Annotated in this window: 13 protein-coding genes and 1 pseudogene; 7 read left to right on the top strand and 7 right to left on the bottom strand. The window is 50.8% G+C overall.

Annotated features, from left to right (window positions below; translation table 11 throughout):
* The first annotated feature begins 19 nt into the window (after positions 1 to 19).
* Complete coding sequence (patR, locus tag AC5JLP_RS02835) at positions 20 to 1213, top strand: heterocyst master regulator PatR (protein ID WP_496066384.1); 1194 nt, start codon at positions 20 to 22, stop codon at positions 1211 to 1213.
* A 75-nt stretch (positions 1214 to 1288) separates the two neighbouring features.
* Here patR and AC5JLP_RS02830 read toward each other — a convergent pair whose 3' ends face one another.
* The 3 genes from AC5JLP_RS02830 to AC5JLP_RS02820 all read right to left on the bottom strand — a co-directional run bounded on the left by AC5JLP_RS02830 (position 1289) and on the right by AC5JLP_RS02820 (position 4244).
* Entirely contained in the window at positions 1289 to 2470 is a 1182-nt protein-coding gene (locus AC5JLP_RS02830; protein WP_496066383.1) for a homocysteine biosynthesis protein, read from the bottom strand.
* A gap of 42 nt (positions 2471 to 2512) precedes the next feature.
* A complete protein-coding gene (locus AC5JLP_RS02825) occupies positions 2513 to 3805 on the bottom strand; it encodes an FAD-dependent hydroxylase (protein ID WP_496066382.1) in 1293 nt (430 codons plus the stop codon).
* A gap of 109 nt (positions 3806 to 3914) precedes the next feature.
* Positions 3915 to 4244: a hypothetical protein gene (locus AC5JLP_RS02820; RefSeq protein ID WP_496066381.1), complete on the bottom strand. Its 330-nt coding sequence runs from the start codon at positions 4242 to 4244 to the stop codon at positions 3915 to 3917.
* 1370 nt (positions 4245 to 5614) lie between these two features.
* On the opposite strand from AC5JLP_RS02820, the gene AC5JLP_RS02815 reads away from it, so the two are divergent.
* On the top strand, positions 5615 to 6883 hold the full coding sequence (locus tag AC5JLP_RS02815) for a sensor histidine kinase (protein WP_496066380.1): 1269 nt from the start codon (positions 5615 to 5617) through the stop codon (positions 6881 to 6883).
* 29 nt (positions 6884 to 6912) lie between these two features.
* Here the strand turns inward: AC5JLP_RS02815 and AC5JLP_RS02810 are convergent, their stop codons facing one another.
* Positions 6913 to 8055 (bottom strand): pyridoxal phosphate-dependent aminotransferase, encoded by a 1143-nt coding sequence (locus tag AC5JLP_RS02810; RefSeq protein ID WP_496066379.1) that lies wholly within the window; start codon positions 8053 to 8055, stop codon positions 6913 to 6915.
* Positions 8056 to 8433: 378 nt separating this feature from the next.
* Here AC5JLP_RS02810 and AC5JLP_RS02805 point away from each other — a divergent pair, with 378 nt between their 5' ends.
* On the top strand, positions 8434 to 9138 hold the full coding sequence (locus tag AC5JLP_RS02805; RefSeq protein WP_496066378.1) for a TVP38/TMEM64 family protein: 705 nt from the start codon (positions 8434 to 8436) through the stop codon (positions 9136 to 9138).
* A gap of 240 nt (positions 9139 to 9378) precedes the next feature.
* Positions 9379 to 10626: a site-2 protease family protein gene (locus AC5JLP_RS02800; protein ID WP_496066377.1), complete on the top strand. Its 1248-nt coding sequence runs from the start codon at positions 9379 to 9381 to the stop codon at positions 10624 to 10626.
* Positions 10627 to 10899: 273 nt separating this feature from the next.
* Here the strand turns inward: AC5JLP_RS02800 and AC5JLP_RS02795 are convergent.
* Positions 10900 to 11019: pseudogene (locus tag AC5JLP_RS02795) on the bottom strand (ISAs1 family transposase); the annotation flags it as partial.
* Positions 11020 to 11105: 86 nt separating this feature from the next.
* Positions 11106 to 12080: an ABC transporter permease gene (locus tag AC5JLP_RS02790; RefSeq protein WP_496066376.1), complete on the bottom strand. Its 975-nt coding sequence runs from the start codon at positions 12078 to 12080 to the stop codon at positions 11106 to 11108.
* A gap of 76 nt (positions 12081 to 12156) precedes the next feature.
* Here AC5JLP_RS02790 and AC5JLP_RS02785 point away from each other — a divergent pair, with 76 nt between their 5' ends.
* The 3 genes from AC5JLP_RS02785 to AC5JLP_RS02775 all read left to right on the top strand — a co-directional run bounded on the left by AC5JLP_RS02785 (position 12157) and on the right by AC5JLP_RS02775 (position 15714).
* Positions 12157 to 13299, top strand: a complete 1143-nt coding sequence (locus AC5JLP_RS02785; protein WP_496066375.1) for a DegT/DnrJ/EryC1/StrS family aminotransferase — start codon at positions 12157 to 12159, stop codon at positions 13297 to 13299.
* A 237-nt stretch (positions 13300 to 13536) separates the two neighbouring features.
* Complete coding sequence (locus tag AC5JLP_RS02780) at positions 13537 to 15282, top strand: ABC1 kinase family protein (protein WP_496066374.1); 1746 nt, start codon at positions 13537 to 13539, stop codon at positions 15280 to 15282.
* Between the two features lie 57 nt (positions 15283 to 15339).
* Positions 15340 to 15714: a hypothetical protein gene (locus tag AC5JLP_RS02775; protein ID WP_496066373.1), complete on the top strand. Its 375-nt coding sequence runs from the start codon at positions 15340 to 15342 to the stop codon at positions 15712 to 15714.
* 147 nt (positions 15715 to 15861) lie between these two features.
* Here the strand turns inward: AC5JLP_RS02775 and rpsD are convergent, their stop codons facing one another.
* Entirely contained in the window at positions 15862 to 16470 is a 609-nt protein-coding gene (gene rpsD / locus AC5JLP_RS02770) for a 30S ribosomal protein S4 (protein WP_496066372.1), read from the bottom strand.
* Positions 16471 to 17148 lie beyond the last annotated feature (678 nt).

The following is a 17148-nucleotide window of genomic DNA, read 5'->3' as shown; positions in this document are numbered from 1 at the left end:
TCAGACCGAGTTAAAGCCTATGAGTCCCCAGCCTGATCGCTCCTCCCAACCCTCTAAGTCCCCTTTGCCCGAAGAAATGATTCCCGTGCCAGAGCAGTCCGCTGCTTCTGAATCAACTCCAATAGAGGCATCCACGGTGAAAGAACCCCCGACTGAAGTGTCATCGGATGCTACCGCTGAAGGCACTCCTCCAGCCAGCACAACGCCATTGGTGCCCAAACGACCGTTAATGCGTCCTGTCAATCGTCCTCAACCGCCGCCTGTAGCAGAATCGGCTACGGTGCCCGTAGCGACAGCGCCACCAGCGATTGCTAAAGCGCCCACAGCAATGGGTTCTCAGCCGCCCGATGCTATCGTGAACGCAGACACACCTGCGGATACCTCTGAAGCAGCGGCCCAGGCTCTCATTCGACAGCAACCCATTCCACCACCGAGTGAGCCAAAGCAATATCGCGCGATCGGGCTTGTTCGTGGGCGGTATACGCCCTCTGAAGAGCAATTTACGCGGGGTGCCATGCTGACGAGTGATGGCACTGAAGTGGAGGCTGTCTTACTAGGACGTGTGATGAGCCTGGTGCGGAACCATCTCGATCTGGAGCAAGAACATTTGTGGGTTGTCTATCCCCGCACGCGTGAAATGCGGCAGGATTTACACGTTCAGATTGTGGGTGTTTGGGAACCAGAAAAACTGAATAAAGCCGAAGAAGCCTCTGAGACAGATACGACATCAGATGCTCCACCTGAGCCGCCGCCTCCAGTAGAAATCTCCTCTAGCCAGCCACCGGATGATACTGGTCTGGATGAAAGCTACTTCTCCATTCGTGGTGAAGTGGTCTTTTACTCTGCCGAAGAGCAGCAGATCGTGATCAAAATCCAGCAAGCACCCCGCAAAACGGCTGACCGTGAGAAGGCGTTTAAACTCCGTTTAGATGGTGTCCTGAGCAGTCCAAAGGCGTTGGGCTACTTTTGGGATCTTCAAGTGGAGCGACGGAGCGCGGCTCTGGTGGTGACGAGCGGCACCCCAATCGGTCTTGTGCCGCCCAAGAAAAAGACCGCCAGTGCAGGCTTCAAGCGCGGGGGCGATCGACGCCCTCCTCAACGCAAAGCCCGTCCTGTGGTTGGTGCTAGAGGTGCTGCTGCACCCGTAGGTAGTCCACGTCGCGAACCATTGCCAAAACCCGTGAAGCGGACTGAGCAAACAAGCGAAGGTTAAAGCAAACAAACGAAGGTTAGCTTGATCAGGCGCTAGGCACCCCGTTCTAGTGCCTGCGTTTTATGGATTGCTGAGTCAGTCGATCGCAATTTGGGTACCCCAAGCATCCTGCGGTCGGAACGCGCGATCAGCGGGAATCGGTGCTACAAATTCGGTCAAGGTAAACGTTCCCGCTTCGATCCATTGCTTTAAGGCCACTGCAACCCGACGAGAGAGAAAAAGGCTAGCCAAAGGAGCGGTCCTCACTGTCTTGCCATCGATCGTAATCCGTCCCAATTTGAGCTGCGAGTAGCTAACCAGTCCGAAGGTGGGGCGTACCCGTCGTGGAATCGAAAAATCCACCACAGGCGCAACCAGATCCTGGTCTTGAATCGTACAGCGAGCGACCACTTCCTCGTGCAAGACTGGCAGCGGTATACCCACCCCTAACATGAGTGATGGCCCATAGCTTTTGAAGTGACAGCCCCTCACCCAGCGAGCATCCATCTGTTTTGCGTCGCCAATCAGTGCCAATGTTGCAGCCGGACCGATCGGCGTGCGATTAGGCAGTCGTCGCTGTAGGGGAAAATGTTGCGTGCCTTCCCAAGACACATACCCAATGCCACCACCCAAAAAAATGCGCGTGCCGATCCCCACAAGCTGTAAGTCTGGATCATTCAGTAAGGGCGAGATGGCACCGGGATTTGAATAAACCGCATTGCCTAGTCGGGGTTGTAGGGGACCCAGGTAGGTGAATAAGGGACGATCGCCCCCATTCACACCAACAATAAAATTCTGATAAAGATTCCGTGGGTTAAAGAGATAAAACTGATTGATAGTGTCGCGGGTGATTGTTGTCTCAAACGAGCTACGTGGGTAGCAATCTGTCACCTGTCCAAGTGCACGCAACTGTACAGGTTTACCTGCGATTAGATCCTCAATCACGTAGCCGCCGCCTCTCTCACGGGTTTCTTCACCCTCGATCGCGTCCCCCACCTGCGTAGCACCCAGATACAAGTCCACTGCCCCAAACCCGGCATATGCGGGTACACCGTCGAGCCAGCATTGACGAATTTTGATTGGCGGATCGGTATGACCCAGGTTAATGATGGCTCCTGAAGACTCCATCGGCTCAAACGTGCCGGTCGTAATCACATCAACGGTTTTTGCTGCTTGCGTGACGCCAAGCTCAGCCACCCGCGCCTTCAGTTCTTCTACTGTCCAAACGACGGCTCTCTTCTGGCTAATTTTGTCGTTAATTTCGGCAATGGTTCGCATAGAGTTAGCACTGTCTTGCTGCTACACCCTACACCCTACACCTTATTTCTTGATACCTTGCGCTAGCCTAGGCGCACGTCCACTTAGCCCCGTCATGAGCTTTAGAGCCATCCATCTAGCTGGAGGTAGCGTTCGCAATGTCCACAGCCCTAAACGGCGCAGAATCACCAGCGGCAGCAAGCTGTTTGAGAAGACTCGATTCAGCGTATCCGTAAAGCCCAAAACGATAACGTTCTCCAAGCGTCGCCAGCGATCGTAGCGCTTCAGCACCCGCAACGAGCCAATATCATCACCCTGCTGGTGCGCTGCTTGAAGAATTTGCGCTAAAGCGGCGGCATCACGAATACCAAGATTGACACCCTGCCCACCGACGGGATGGCAACAGTGAGCGGCATCTCCAATCAACGCTAATCGAGGCAGCACGTAGCGATTGCTCTGCATCAATTGCGTGGGAAAGACAGCGCGATCGCCCATCAGTTCCAGGGTACCCATTTGCTCACCATAGCGCTGGGTTAGGGCTGATAGAAAGGCTGTATCATCTAACGCCATGATGGCCTCTACTTCAGCCTTGGGAGCCGTCCAGACAATGCGGCAAAGATTGTTTGGCAATGGCAAAATCGCAAACGGGCCAGCGGGCTGAAAGCGCTCGTAGGCAATATTATTGTGTGGTTTTTCGGATTTGATGAACGCGACCACACAGGTTTGCCAATACTGCCAACCGCGAGTACGAATGCCTGCCTGATGGCGTAAGGGCGATCGCGCCCCATCTGCGGCTACCAGCAACCGTGCTTGTAAATGCTTGACATCCCCCTCCTGAAGCACGTCTAGCGCCACACCTGTCTTTAGCGCACTCGTTTTCACCAGCGCCGCTGGACATAAGTACGTCACATTGGAACATTCGCACAACCGCTGCCGCAATGCCTCCAATAGCACTCGATGCTCTGCTACATAGCCCAAAACGTCAGTGCCCAAGTCTTTTGGCACAAACTGTACTGTTGCTGCATCACCTGCATCCGAGAGATGAATCTGGTCGATCGGGTTCACACCGGGGCACATCGTCTCCCAAATGCCAATACCCTCAAAAATGTGGCTAGACAGAAGGTTGATATGGTATGCCTGACCTCTCGCCACCGCCTCAGACTGGGGCTTTGCCTCTAGCAGCACCACCTGTAACCCAGATTCTTTCAGCGCGCAAGCTAACGTGGCACCGACTAGCCCTCCCCCCACGATCGCTACATCATAATCCGTGCGTTGATTCGCCTCGTTCCAGCGTTGTACAGCGGGATTCTGGAAGGTGCTTGAGGATGCGATCGTGTCTAACTGCTCCAACGTCATTTCTAAGCATTCGATAAAGAGCTTAAGGCTTTGTTACATTCTCTATTGTGGCGTGAATCCGCATCGTGAGCAAGTTAGCAGCTTGGGCTATCAGCCTGGCCCACAAACTTCATCGTTTCTCTAATTTGGAAACACGACTTTCTAAAGTATTTAGACGCTCTTTCGCTTCGATCGCTAACTCTGCTAGCCGATCGATGATTTGAGGATCCGTGGGATCAGCGGGACTGCGGCGCGCTCGACCAGAGGAGGGCGCTGGTGATAGCCTCGAAGGTGATTGGCGACTCAATTCGGCAATCTGAGCGCGAAGTTGGTTAACTTGCGACCTTAGCTGAAAAATGTCTGCTTGAAGATTTGATGCCGACTGAGCGGATGTGCGTCCCTGCAAGATTAGAAACGTTAAGAAGGCAGTGACGAGGATTAACCCTACACGGCGTAACATAGCTACCTCACGTGGCATCGCCCGAAAATAAGCTACGAACAAGTGTCCAAAAGGTCCAAACCAGAACCGAAACAAGCGTAAAAAGCATTAGCGCTGCCAGCGCAGAGAAAGGAGAGACAATCGCAATTAGCAGTAATACCAACAGTAATAGCGTCCAAAGAGGGCTTTTCATAATGCCTCACCTGATCAAACGTTCTTCCAGATCTTAGCAAGCAGCAATTTCCCAGCCCTCTAGCGCCAGTAGGATAGCAGCAGGTGTAAGTCTTACTCAGCTTTGCTAGCGCTAGTTACTGATAAGTGATTGACTAACTTGGGATAAGGCAGTGTTGCAGCCACCAGCCCAACGATCGCAAAGCAAAGCAACGTGGGTAAAAGCTTAGGTTTAGATGGGTTCATGATCGTTATAGAGAAAACACAAGCGACAACTGAAGAATAAGAGCAGTCGAGCTTTGACTCACCTGAAGCAAGGACATGGTCTACACTTTTAGTAGTGCAGGTTTAAGATTGAACGCGCTCTCCTAAGAGGATCTACACAGTCACTGAGTAACATTACGTCCTTGAAAACCCGTAAACCTGCAAGGACTTGTGATGGCAGCGTTACAACTCAACATAGCGACGCGTATGCCGCACTGGTTTCCAGATCTCAAGTACAAAGCTTTCGATAGGCTCTAGACTTCAAGCAGCCTGAGATGGAGGACTTGCTTAGGGGGCGGCCTAACGCTCTAATCTCAGTATCTGCTGGTTGACTAAGCAAAAGCACGCAAACATGTGCCAGTTTGTTAAGCGTTCGTAACGTTGCATCGCAAAAAAACACGATCGCGTCAAAGATCCATCAACGGTACAACTTGTCCGGAGCAATGCAGCTTCTTGCACGCCTGTTCTCTCTTTCTTACGCCTTAAGGCACTGCGGTGAACATACTAAAGGGCAGATTCGTTGCTTATGTTCATGAAAACCTGCTTTAGCTATACCAAGTCTTCTTAAATAAGCGCGAAATAATACGGCTTAAGCAAGGTTCCAAAATAAGAGAATCAGCCTAACAGTTTTACACCGTTTTATACAATTCCTGCATAGCAAATGGTGCCTCAATGTAATTCAGCAAAAGTGCTTGCCAGTTTTACTTGTTTTGCTCATTCCCTTAAGCATTGTCTGCTCTTAGTGTAGGAATAAGACTAACTGGCATTGATTTCTCAAGCAAATTGATTTCTCAAGCACTAGAGAATCAATGCTACAGCGACTCTATTTAATAGAATTTAATGAAGCATAAGGTAACTAACTAGAAGTGCTTTGAGATCAGTAATTAGTAGTAAGCGAACGACTCGTCGCTCACTAAAACACCTATCCTCTTCTCGACTTTATATCAGTAAACCAAATGGCAGAACTGTTCAATACACTCTTCTCATCCAACCAATATATCCCTCACGGTCACTGCTACCTTTGGCAAACACCGTTGGTTTGGCTCCATATTGTCAGCGACTTCTTAATCGCGATTGCCTATTTCTCCATTCCGATCATGCTCATCTACTTCGTGTTGAAGCGGAGTGATGTACCATTTAGCAGAGTTTTTGCTCTCTTTGGGGCATTTATTACTTTATGTGGTGTGGGTCATTTGCTAGAAATTTGGACACTCTGGCATCCAGATTATTGGCTGACTGGCATTGAAAAAGCAATGACTGCATTGGTTTCTTGTTACACAGCCCTATCGATGGTAGAACTATTGCCACGCTTCCTGGCGTTGAGGACCCCAGAGCAGTTAGAGGTCATCAATCAAGAGCTAGAGAGGCTGTTGGTTGAACAAAAAGCCACGACAACCCAGCAGCTTATGCAGAGTGAAAAAATGTCTAGTTTAGGGCAGATGGTGGCTGGAGTGGCACACGAGATTAACAATCCCGTGAATTTTATTTATGGCAATCTCAGCCATGCTCAGGACTATTTGAACGATGTTCTTGAGTTGGTTAACACTTATGAGTTGGCGATGACGCAACCATCGATCGCAGTTCAACGCAAAGCAATGGAAATTGATTTTCCTTTTTTGCGAGAAGACTTGCCGAAGTTGCTTCAATCCATGCAGATCGGCGCTGAACGAGTACGACAAATTGTCCTGAGCCTGCGAAATTTTTCTCGTCTGGATGAGTCAGATACGCATCCTGTAGAAATTCACGATTGTTTAGATAGCACGCTTCTGATTCTCAATAATCGCATTAAACAGGGCATTACCGTAACGCGCAATTATGGGAAACTGCCCACGATCGAGGGCTTTTCGGGGCCACTCTATCAGGTCTTTATGAATATTTTGAGCAATGCGATCGATGCCCTGAACGAGCAAAGTCAAAGCACGAAAGCGATTACGATTACCACTGAATGCTTAAATACTGATTATGTCAGCATTCGCTTAGCCGATAATGGGACAGGGATTTCCTTGGAGCATCAGGCACAGTTATTTGAGCCTTTTTTCACCACCAAACCGATTGGTGTGGGTACGGGCTTGGGTTTATCGATTAGCTATCAGATTGTTTGCGAGAAGCATGGCGGGCAGCTAACGTGTTGTTCTACGCCAGGAGAGGGCACTGAGTTTGCAATCATCCTTCCGATCAAGCAGCAGGCTCTTGTTACCGCTCCGTTGGCAATGGCGATGGCATAGCATGATCGGTTGGTAAACGATGGGATTGTTTACAGAATAGCGTTTAGCCCTTTGACAAGCCGCTCAATACCCTCGATCGCGGTTTCTGGCTGGAGGGCACCATAGGCAACGCGTAGATAGCAACCCTTCTCTAACCCAAATGTTGTGCCTGGGATGGCGGCAACGCCATGCTCTTGAATGAGTTGTTCTACCAGTGACAATGCATCGAGTTGAGTATGAAGGTTTAGCAAGACATAGAAGGCCCCGTTGCTGGGCGGGATGGTGCAGCGATCGCCCAGAGCAGAGAGTGCCTGCAAGAGCTGCTGACGCACTGCCGCGATCGCCTCTAATTTCTCGTGACAGTAACGCACGCCAATCTGTAAAGCACCCACGGCGGCGTATTGAGCAATTACGGTTGGGCAAATCACGTTTGTATCCTGAATCTTCATCACGGCTGCCATGAGATGGGTGGGAATGACCATGTAGCCGATGCGCCAACTGGCGAAACCATAGGCTTTGGAGAGTGAATACAGCGAAATCGTATGTTCAGCGCTGTCCAGCATCGACCCTGGTGAAAAGTGCTGGGCACCGTCATAGGTGAAATATTCATACGCCTCGTCCTGAATGTGATAGACGCCCCGATCGCGGCAGAGGGCATTGATGTGTCGTAGGGCCGCTTCTGGATAAACGGTTCCGGTTGGGTTATTGGGTGAAATGGTGACGATCGCCCGTGTCCGCTCGGTAATGGCTTGGGCGATCGCATCGGGACGTAACTGGTACTGCTTGTCGGTTGCGACCAGAATAGGACGGCACCCGGCGATCGTCACGGCCATCTCATGATTGAAGTAGTAGGGCGTTTGCAGAATAATTTCGTCGTCAGGTTGGGTAATCGCCAGCACTGCATTCAGAAACCCCATATTGCTTCCAGCGGTGACTACAATACGACGCTGCGGGTCGATCGCTATCCCGTTTTCGGCTTTCAGCTTGAGGGCAATCTGCTCAAGCAGGGGCGCAATACCCTCAACTGGCTGATATTTGTGCAGTTCTGGTTTTGCTAGAAAGGCGCTGATGTGGGCGATCGCTTCGGGTGGCGGTGGATAATACACAACTCCCTGCCCCAGCGAAATCGTTCCCGGATGCTGCTGAATCATTGCGGCAACGGTGGGAATGATGGGTGACTGCACGCTGTTCATGCGGGAGGGGTTAAAGGGCATATTCTAAAACTGAGACGGTTGGATAAGGTAGAAGATAGGCAGCAGCGGGCGGCAGAAGCCAGCAAAATCTGGTGATTGCCAGCTTCGCTCTCTGGCAAGGCGTGTGTCAAAACTGGGTGTGTGCCAAAACAGAAAGCTGTCGCTCAAGGCAACTTAGCAAAGGTGAAGCCGGGTATAGTCAATGGCGATTGTTTCACGATCACCTATTTTATCGATCGCTCAGTGCCGATGGCTGCTTGCTGATATTGCTCTTGCGTAATGAACTTCAAACGTTTTGCATCAGTCTTAAGACCTGTGACCAGATTAAGCTATGCTGCCAGATCACACGATCGTTTGCTGACCTGTTGGTAAAAGCCGATGCCGACTACACCCTACAAAACTGCTCTCTGGATTGCGCTTGCGGTCTTTGTACTGGTAGTGGTTTGTTTGTATACGCCCGTTAACCTGTTGTTTAACCAGGCATTCTTGGTGATGGAACTGGATGATCTGGGCGACTATGCGGCTTTGATCTTTGTGTTGAGCTTTACAATCGCCACGACATTCGGTTTTCCAGGCAATGTGGCAACGGTCGCAGGTGGTGCAGTCTTTGGACTTTATTGGGGGACACTCTGGTCATTGCTGGGTGCGACGCTGGGAGCCGTTGGTGCATTCTTGCTGGCACGCTATTTTTTGCACGGGTGGGCAACGCAACGGTTTGGACAACAGGCACTTTTGCAACGGATTAACCGAGCGATCGAACACAAGCCCATGAATTTTCTGCTGGCAGTACGCTTTACACCGCTATCACCCTTTAGCCTGGTAAATTTTCTCTTTGGCTTAACGCCGATCGACCTCAAAACTTACACCATTGGTACGTTTGTAGGCATTATTCCACTGACGATCGCGTATACCTGGCTGGGTGTAACGGGTAAACAGGCTTTCAGTGGCGGCGATCACCTACCGTTTTTCTTCGCACTGGGCGTGCTGACGTTACTCTCGGTGATGCCGCTGCTGATCAAGCAAAAGCCCATCCCACAGCAGCCAAAAAGCTTGTTCCGCCGGAAGCAACGCCTGTTAAAGTAGCAACCCTGGGAAGACGCGAAGCGGCTGTAACCATTGCGTTCGGTTAACCGTGCTGCCTGACCTGCCCGTCTCTCTGCACACCCTTGTATTCTGGAAGAAGGGACGAGAGAACGATCGAGCGGATGGTGAGCGTGTCATCCGTCGTGTTTCACGCAGGGCGGCACGGTGGATTACACAAGTCACGATCGCAGGTCAAGGCTCTTGCATCATCTGTAGAGGCATCATCTGTAGAGGTTTGTTATGCAATCAGGCTGGCGGGTCGGTTCGCTATTTGGGATTCCGTTTTTTATCGATCCATCCTGGGTTAGCGTACTGCTTTTGATTGCCATTCCTACTGGCCTACGGTGGCAGCAAGGTTTCCCTCAATGGGGCGTTGCACTTGCGTATGGCATGGGTGTAGTGATGGCACTGCTGCTCTTTACCTCAGTCGTACTGCACGAATTAGGGCACAGTTTGGTTGCTAAATCGCAGGGCATCAAAGTCAATTCAATTACGCTGTTTTTGTTTGGTGGTATTGCCTCTATCGAGGAAGAATCCAAAACTCCGGGCAAAGCGTTTCAGGTGGCGATCGCGGGGCCGATGGTCAGCTTTAGCTTGGCAGCCCTGCTGGGTGCGATCGCGTATGCATTTCCGAGTCCAACCAGTGTGGTAAATGTACTCGCAAGCAACCTGGCCTGGACAAATCTTATCCTGGCACTGTTTAACTTGATTCCAGGACTGCCGCTGGATGGAGGGCAAGTCCTCAAAGCGGCCGTTTGGAAAGTGACAGGTAGTCGCTTCAAGGGCATTCACTGGGCAGCCCGAACTGGGAAAATTTTGGGCTGGTTGGCAATTTTGTGGGGCACTTTTGGCCTTGTTATGGGCAACTTTAGCGGCTTGTGGATTGCCTTCTTAGGTTGGTTTGGTGTCCGTAATGCCACAAACTACGATCGCGTCACGGATCTTCAGGAAACCCTGCTGCACATCAAGGCTGCTGATGCCATGCTGCGTGATTTTCGCGTGGTCGATGCTGAAATGACCTTGCGACAGTTTGCAGATACTTATCTGTTAGAAACGGCCTGCTCAACGACATACTTTGCAGCCTCCCACGGACGGTATCGAGGCATGGTGAGCATCACGGCACTTCACACCATTGAGCGCAGTGAATGGGAAACCGAGACTCTCTTTCGCATTATTCAACCACTCGCTGACATTCCTTCGGTAGAAGAAACAGCGTCTTTAGTGACGGTGATCCAGTTGATGGAGTCGGCGCAGCTCAAGCGTCTCACGGTGCTTTTTCCGGCTGGGGTAGTCGCTGGCGTGATCGATCGCGGTGATATCGTGCGTGTGCTCGCTCAAAAAATGAAGCTTCCGGTTTCAGAAGCGCTTATTAAGCAAATTAAAGAAGAGGGTATTTATCCTCCTGGCTTCCAACTGGGCACGATCGCACAGGCCGCGGCTGATGCTTTACCCCACCCAGAAGTAAGCAGGCTCAAGGTGAACCACTAAGTGGGTAACTGGACTCGAACCGACGACATTCAGCTTGGAAAGCTGAGAGCTATAACGGCTGTATAGAGATTTCAGCCATTTTTTATCATTGTTACACTCAATTTATACCCAAACTAACTCGCAGCATTCTAATTTTCATCACCGAAGGAACTCTAGTAAGAGTCCACGACATACTGACGCAGCACTATTCCACATTTGTGACCAACGGATGAACGCTGCTAGCAGGGTAAAGGCGTCTTATGGAGCGAGGACTTCGCACAGATAGGCATCGTCCTAGCATGCTCTTTTGCGTTTCGCCTTCACACCCACTTTGACGCTCTGCTCCTGGGTCAGCAGATTGAGCGCAATCTGGCGCAGCAGCGCAAAGTTTTGCGGCGCATGCACACTGCGAATGGTTTCTTAACCAGAGCACTCAACTGGGTGAAAGAGGGGTGGTCAAAGTATTCCGTACATGGATACAAGAGCAGCTTCAGACACAATCACCACAGTATTAACTGCGCTGCCTGGTTAAAAAATTGGCGGCTGATGCCCCAGGTAATTAAAAGCGTTGTCACCAGCGTGGCAAACGCCAGCATGAACATAATGAGTATCTGGTAGGCGGCGGCTGTAAGTGGTTCAGCACCATCAAGCAGTTGTCCCGTCATAATCCCAGGTAGGGTGACAAGACCCACGACCATCATCGTGTTGATGGTGGGAATGAGTCCCGCTTTGATGGCATCTTTGCGATACTGAGCGATCGCCTGTTGCGGAGTAGCGCCCAAACTCAGGTGGGTTTCAATCTCTAGCTGACTGCTGTTAAGGGTGCTGACCAACCGTTCGCCTGTAATCGCTGCCCCATTCATCGCATTGCCCAGCACAATCCCGGCTAGCGGAATCACGTACTGCGGCTCGTACCAAATCTGCGGTCGAATCACCAACAGATTTGTATAGGCTAAGGTCAGCATTGTCCCCGTTAGAATCGAACCTCCAACGAATGGCAGCAGGTTTGGCACTTTCTTACTGATGCGGTTACGAGCGACGATCGTCGCGATCGCCAGCATCACAGCCAACACTGCTAGCACTGCCAGAGAATTCCGAATCGCAAAGACCGCTGCCAGCACGTATCCCACGACCAGCAGTTGCATTACGGTGCGTCCAGTCGCAACCGCTAAATTCCACTCCAATCCCAGCCGTTGCCATGCCGAAAGTCCAATGGCGATTGCCATCATCCCCAAAGCCCAGACAATCTGTAACGGTGAATCCATAAAAAGCGAGCCAGTCCTTACTAAGACGTTTTGAGTCTTCCTGCGGGCAGTATAGAAGAAATCTGCGATCGGGTCAGGCGCTAAAATTACACCCAGGGCACGAACAACCAGAAAAACAGGAAGCGCTAACAGCACTCCTGCAGCAGTTTTTGCACATGCCTTAAGTACACATTGGACTGAAACAATACCGCTCTGAGGTCGTCCAGTCATCTAACTGCTGCAATTTGATTCCCTTTGTGGTCAAAATTTGATTTTATTAACAGAGTGTGACGTGTGGTGTAATTGAGTGAGTAACATTCCCCCGTTTGATCTATCTGAGCAGTACAAAACCATTGGTGAGGAGGTCAATGCTGCCGTTTTAGCGGTACTGGCCTCTGGTCGCTATATTGGCGGCACGATCGTCGAAAGCTTTGAACAACAGTTTGCCAACTACATCGGCACAGCCGAATGCATAGCCTGTAATTCTGGCACCGATGCCCTGTTTCTGGCACTGCGAGCGTTAAACATTCAACCTGGTGATGAAGTCATTACCACACCGTTTACCTTTATCGCGACGGCAGAAGTCATCAGCGCAGTTGGGGCGAAGCCTGTCTTTGTCGATATCGAAGCGGCTACCTTTAATTTAGATTTGGCCCAAGTTGAAGCGGCCATTACCGATCACACACGCGTTATTCTACCAGTGCATTTATTTGGGCAACCCGTCGATCTGACTCGGTTGCTGGCGATCGCTCAAGCCCACAACCTCACGGTGGTCGAAGATTGTGCTCAGGCGGTCGGTGCAGAGTGGGCCGCGCAAAAAGTGGGCAGCATTGGGCACATTGGCTGCTTTAGCTTTTATCCCACCAAGAACCTGGGTGCCTGTGGCGATGGTGGTGCCGTCACAACGAATGATCCTGAGATCGCCACCAATATCCGGATGCTGCGTGATCACGGTCGACGGGCAGGCGGGTATTACCACGAAGCGATCGGCGTTAACTCACGCCTGGATGCAATCCAGGCTGCAATTCTGCAAATCAAACTGCGCTATCTGGACACGTGGAATCATCAGCGTCGAGTGGTTGCCGATCGCTACCAACAACTGCTGCAACACGTTCCCAGCATCGTTGTACCGCAAGAGCCAGCAGGTGGTCAGGGCGTTTGGAATCAATACACGCTCCGCGTGCTCGGTGCAGCTTCCAACTATGAGCTAAGCGACCATTGCCGGAGAGATCAAGTACGCCAACGTATGCAGGCAGAAGGCGTTAGCTCAATGGTGTATTACCCGCTGCCGCTGCATTTGCAACCGATCTACAAACAAGAGCCGCAGGCAGTCCACTGCCCGATCGCAGAGCAAGCGTCAGCCGAGGTTCTATCGTTGCCGATGTTTCCCGAACTTTCACCGGAAGCACAAGATCGCGTTGTGTATAGCTTGAAAGATTGCCTCGTTTGAGCAATCGTCCCAAGCACAAGATGGGAACGTTAAACAGTGTTGTTAACGTCAGGTAAAGCAACCTCTCAAACTGTTTGTAGTTTCGTATACTATGATTAAGTTAGTGAAAAGATTAGCACTGAGTCTTAAATAACTCGTAAGACTCTTGCCTTTAATCGATTCCACTGGGGGCGATGCTAGCAGTCTGCGGCGCTGCCCTCCCTTGTTGAGAGCATCGTTAGAGAGGTAAAGGCAAGCGTGGGTCAGCATCCCCTTAGTCGGTTACGACACTACGACGCGGGCGCGATCGCTCAATACTATCGCTATCGTCCCTGGAAAGCGTTTTGGCGTTCTTTGCAGATTGTTGCTTCGTTCCTGGCCTTTTTCGTCGGGCTTAAGTGGGACGAGTGGCGAGGTGACCAGGAAACGGCTCGACTGAAGCGTGCAGAGCAGTTACGCAAGACGTTGATTCGGTTAGGGCCGACCTTTATCAAAGTGGGCCAGGCACTTTCCACACGGCCAGACTTGATCCGCAAAGATTATCTGGATGAATTGATCAAGCTTCAGGATCAGTTGCCGCCCTTTCCCACACCGATCGCCTTTGCGCTCATTGAAGCCGAACTCGATCGCTCGGTGGATGAAATCTTTAGCCAAATTTCGCCTCTGCCAGTAGCAGCGGCCAGTTTAGGGCAGGTGTATCAAGCCCGCTTGTTTACAGGTGAAGAGGTGGCTGTTAAGGTGCAGCGTCCCAGGCTTTTGCCCGTGTTGACGTTAGACCTGTATTTGATGCGTTGGGCTGCGAGTTGGCTATCCCCCTGGCTGCCGCTCAACCTGGGGCACGATCTCACACTGGTTGTAGACGAGTTTGGGATCAAGCTGTTTGAAGAAATTGACTACCTCAACGAAGGGCGAAATGCTGAAAAGTTCGCCACCAACTTCCGCGATGATCCAACGGTTAAAGTCCCCGCAATTTACTGGCGCTACAGCAGCCAGCATGTATTGGTTCTAGAGTGGATTCATGGCTTTAAGCTGACGGATACTGATCGCATTTGCGAGGCGGGCTTGGGAACTGATGCCTTGATTGAAATTGGCGTGACCTCCGGGTTACGGCAGCTTTTGGAGTATGGCTTTTTCCACGCTGATCCCCATCCCGGTAACCTGTTTGCGATGGCACCCCATTGTGATGTCCAGGGTGGCAAGGTGACGGCTGATCCCCTGGTGGCTCAGATGGCTTACATCGATTTCGGCATGATGGATCAGCTTGAGGAGTCTGCCAAAGAAACGATTGTGGATGCTGTGGTGCATCTCATCAACAAAGATTACGTTGACCTGGCAAACGACTTTGTGAAGCTGGGCTTTCTCACCCCTGATGCCAATATTCAGCCGATCGTGCCTGCTTTAGAAGCCGTGCTGGGAGACGTGCTGGGAGAAAGCGTCAAGGACTTTAACTTCAAAACAATTACCGATCGCTTCTCGGAACTCATGTACGAGTATCCATTTCGGTTACCTGCAAAGTTTGCCTTAATTATTCGCTCCCTGGTCACACAAGAGGGGTTGGCTCTGACGCTCAATCCAAATTTCAAAATCGTGGATGTGGCGTATCCCTACGTGGCACAACGGCTTTTGACAGGCGAATCACCCGCACTACGCCGTCGCTTACTGGAGGTACTTTTCAAGGATGGCAAGTTTCAATGGGAGCGGCTGGAAAATTTGATCGCGATCGCGCGCAGCGATCAGTCATTTGACCTGTTGCCCACAGCACAGTTGGGCTTGCAGTACTTATTATCCGACGAAGGCAAGTTTCTTCGGCGGCAGTTGATCATTGCATTGACTGAAGACGATCGGCTTCACACGGAAGAAGTGCAACGCCTTTGGAACTTGATCAAAGACGACCTTCAGCCTGCTCGGTTGTTTAATGCCGCGATCGGGGCGCTCACTGAATTTTCTACGGCTGGTACAGCGGCTCTTTTACCCTCTGCGTTAACCTCGATCCGCAAAGCATAGAAGGCCGAAACGGTGTAGGGTTAGAAAATCAATACATAAATTTCATCGCGTTTATCCATGATGTATTCGATCCCCGAACCGCCCTACGTACTGTTGGTTGTCGGTTTATTCATTAGCTTGACCTCTGGTGTCGCTTTTGAGTCCGTCTTGAAAAAATCGGTTCAGGACTGGTCAAAAAACCGCTCAACTCGCACGCTAGCTACCTTGCAAGGGATGCAGCTCTTTTTGCCCTTCCTGGGAATCTTTTTAGGAATTTGCCTGTTTCTGTCGTCTGGGATGGAAGTTTTCGGATTTACCACCAACCTGTCCTACGCGATAGCGCTGCCCCTGACAGTGCTCATTGGTTGGTTGATCTGGTCACAACTGGGCAAAATTCTCCTTCAATTGGAGCGCGGCGGCTCCCAGGCGTTAGATCTGGATTCTTGGGGATAACACGAAAGCGACGGTTCCAGGTTCTGTCGATTATCCTTATGCACAAAAAGCAGCCTCCTATCTGACGGGTTTAGGAGGCTGCGCAAGTTGCTTTTCTTTTAGTAGTTTCAAATGCCGCGGTGAAACTAAAGCGTAAAAGGAGAAGCTCTAGGCTTGTCGAGAGTAGTACTCAACGACCAGCAGTTCATTAATTTGTAGTGCGACCCATTCGCGATCGATCACACTGTTGACTTTACCTGTCAGCTTGTTCTTATCGAACTCTAAGTGACTGGGCAAATTTGCCAACCCCGGATATTGCAGATTGGTTTCCACCATCTTACGAGAGCGCTCTTGATCTTTCACCCCGATCACTTCACCGGGACGGCACTGGTAGCTGGGAATATCCACAACACGACCATTGACTGTCACATGCCCGTGGTTGACCAACTGACGGGCACCAGGGATCGTCGGAGCCATGCCCAGGCGAAAGACCGTATTGTCCAGTCGCATCTCCAACAATTGCAACAAAGTTTGCCCTGTAGAACCAGCGGCACGACGAGCTTTACGCACGTAACGTAGTAGTTGACGCTCCGTTAAACCATAGTTAAAGCGAAGCTTTTGCTTCTCCTCCAAGCGCACCGCATATTCGGAGCGTTTTTTACGGTTTTGACCGTGCTGACCCGGCGGATATGCCCGTCTGGGTGCTTTGCGGGTCAAGCCAGGGAGATCTCCCAGCCGACGCACAATCCGCAGGCGCGGACCTCGATATCGCGACATCTAACTTCCTCTAATTTGTCTAAAAGTTTTAGCCAGAATATCCAGTATAGGCTCTGATGCTGACAACTTCAAAGAAAAATACAGCCTTTTTTAAGGGCAGATCTCGAGCGACGGTAGGGATACTTCAGCTAGCATGCTTGCCACCTCTGAGCTAATCGATCATGGCGGTAAAGTTTGAAGACTCCCACCGCTGGTTGTTAGAGAAGTGCTTCCGTGCTCGTCAGCATGCTACCTAATGGAACACAATATGACCGCTTTGACCACCCCAATTTCATCGATTGAATGTGACTGGGCAAGAACGAGCACCCAGGGCGATCGCGGTTGTCGTGTGTTATGGGTTGGTGGTCATAAATGGATAACCCGTAATTTTTAGCCGCGAATGAATAAAGCTGCAAGCGAAAGTTTCAAATATCTCTTAAGCAAAGCAATTTGGGCAGCAAAGCACAAACTTAGTGATTCTGTGCTCAGCCAATCATGGGGATCACGACCTACCAGACATCTTGCCCTATGCGATTGCTTCGCAAAGACTGGAAACAGCAAAAAACTGCACGTCAGGCTTTATAGTATCTTGATTTTTCAAGGCTGGATTTTTCAAGCAGAACGGGCACAATATGGGCAAAGATTTCGTTGAAGAACGTAGATAAGGTTCTGGAATCCCTGTTGAGTGTGCTGTAACTA

Source organism: Stenomitos rutilans (genome assembly GCF_059505485.1).
Note: the sequence above shows the minus strand (reverse complement) of the source record. Positions and strands in the feature narration are given on the sequence as shown.

Bases quoted from the DNA above. Each gene is read 5' to 3' on its own strand.
- patR (WP_496066384.1), top strand. From the start codon at position 20: ATGAGTCCCCAGCCTGATCGCTCCTCCCAACCCTCTAAGTCCCCTTTG.
- AC5JLP_RS02830 (WP_496066383.1), bottom strand. From the start codon at position 2,470: ATGCGAACCATTGCCGAAATTAACGACAAAATTAGCCAGAAGAGAGCC.
- AC5JLP_RS02825 (WP_496066382.1), bottom strand. From the start codon at position 3,805: ATGACGTTGGAGCAGTTAGACACGATCGCATCCTCAAGCACCTTCCAG.
- AC5JLP_RS02820 (WP_496066381.1), bottom strand. From the start codon at position 4,244: ATGTTACGCCGTGTAGGGTTAATCCTCGTCACTGCCTTCTTAACGTTT.
- AC5JLP_RS02815 (WP_496066380.1), top strand. From the start codon at position 5,615: ATGGCAGAACTGTTCAATACACTCTTCTCATCCAACCAATATATCCCT.
- AC5JLP_RS02810 (WP_496066379.1), bottom strand. From the start codon at position 8,055: ATGAACAGCGTGCAGTCACCCATCATTCCCACCGTTGCCGCAATGATT.
- AC5JLP_RS02805 (WP_496066378.1), top strand. From the start codon at position 8,434: ATGCCGACTACACCCTACAAAACTGCTCTCTGGATTGCGCTTGCGGTC.
- AC5JLP_RS02800 (WP_496066377.1), top strand. From the start codon at position 9,379: ATGCAATCAGGCTGGCGGGTCGGTTCGCTATTTGGGATTCCGTTTTTT.
- AC5JLP_RS02790 (WP_496066376.1), bottom strand. From the start codon at position 12,080: ATGACTGGACGACCTCAGAGCGGTATTGTTTCAGTCCAATGTGTACTT.
- AC5JLP_RS02775 (WP_496066373.1), top strand. From the start codon at position 15,340: ATGATGTATTCGATCCCCGAACCGCCCTACGTACTGTTGGTTGTCGGT.
- rpsD (WP_496066372.1), bottom strand. From the start codon at position 16,470: ATGTCGCGATATCGAGGTCCGCGCCTGCGGATTGTGCGTCGGCTGGGA.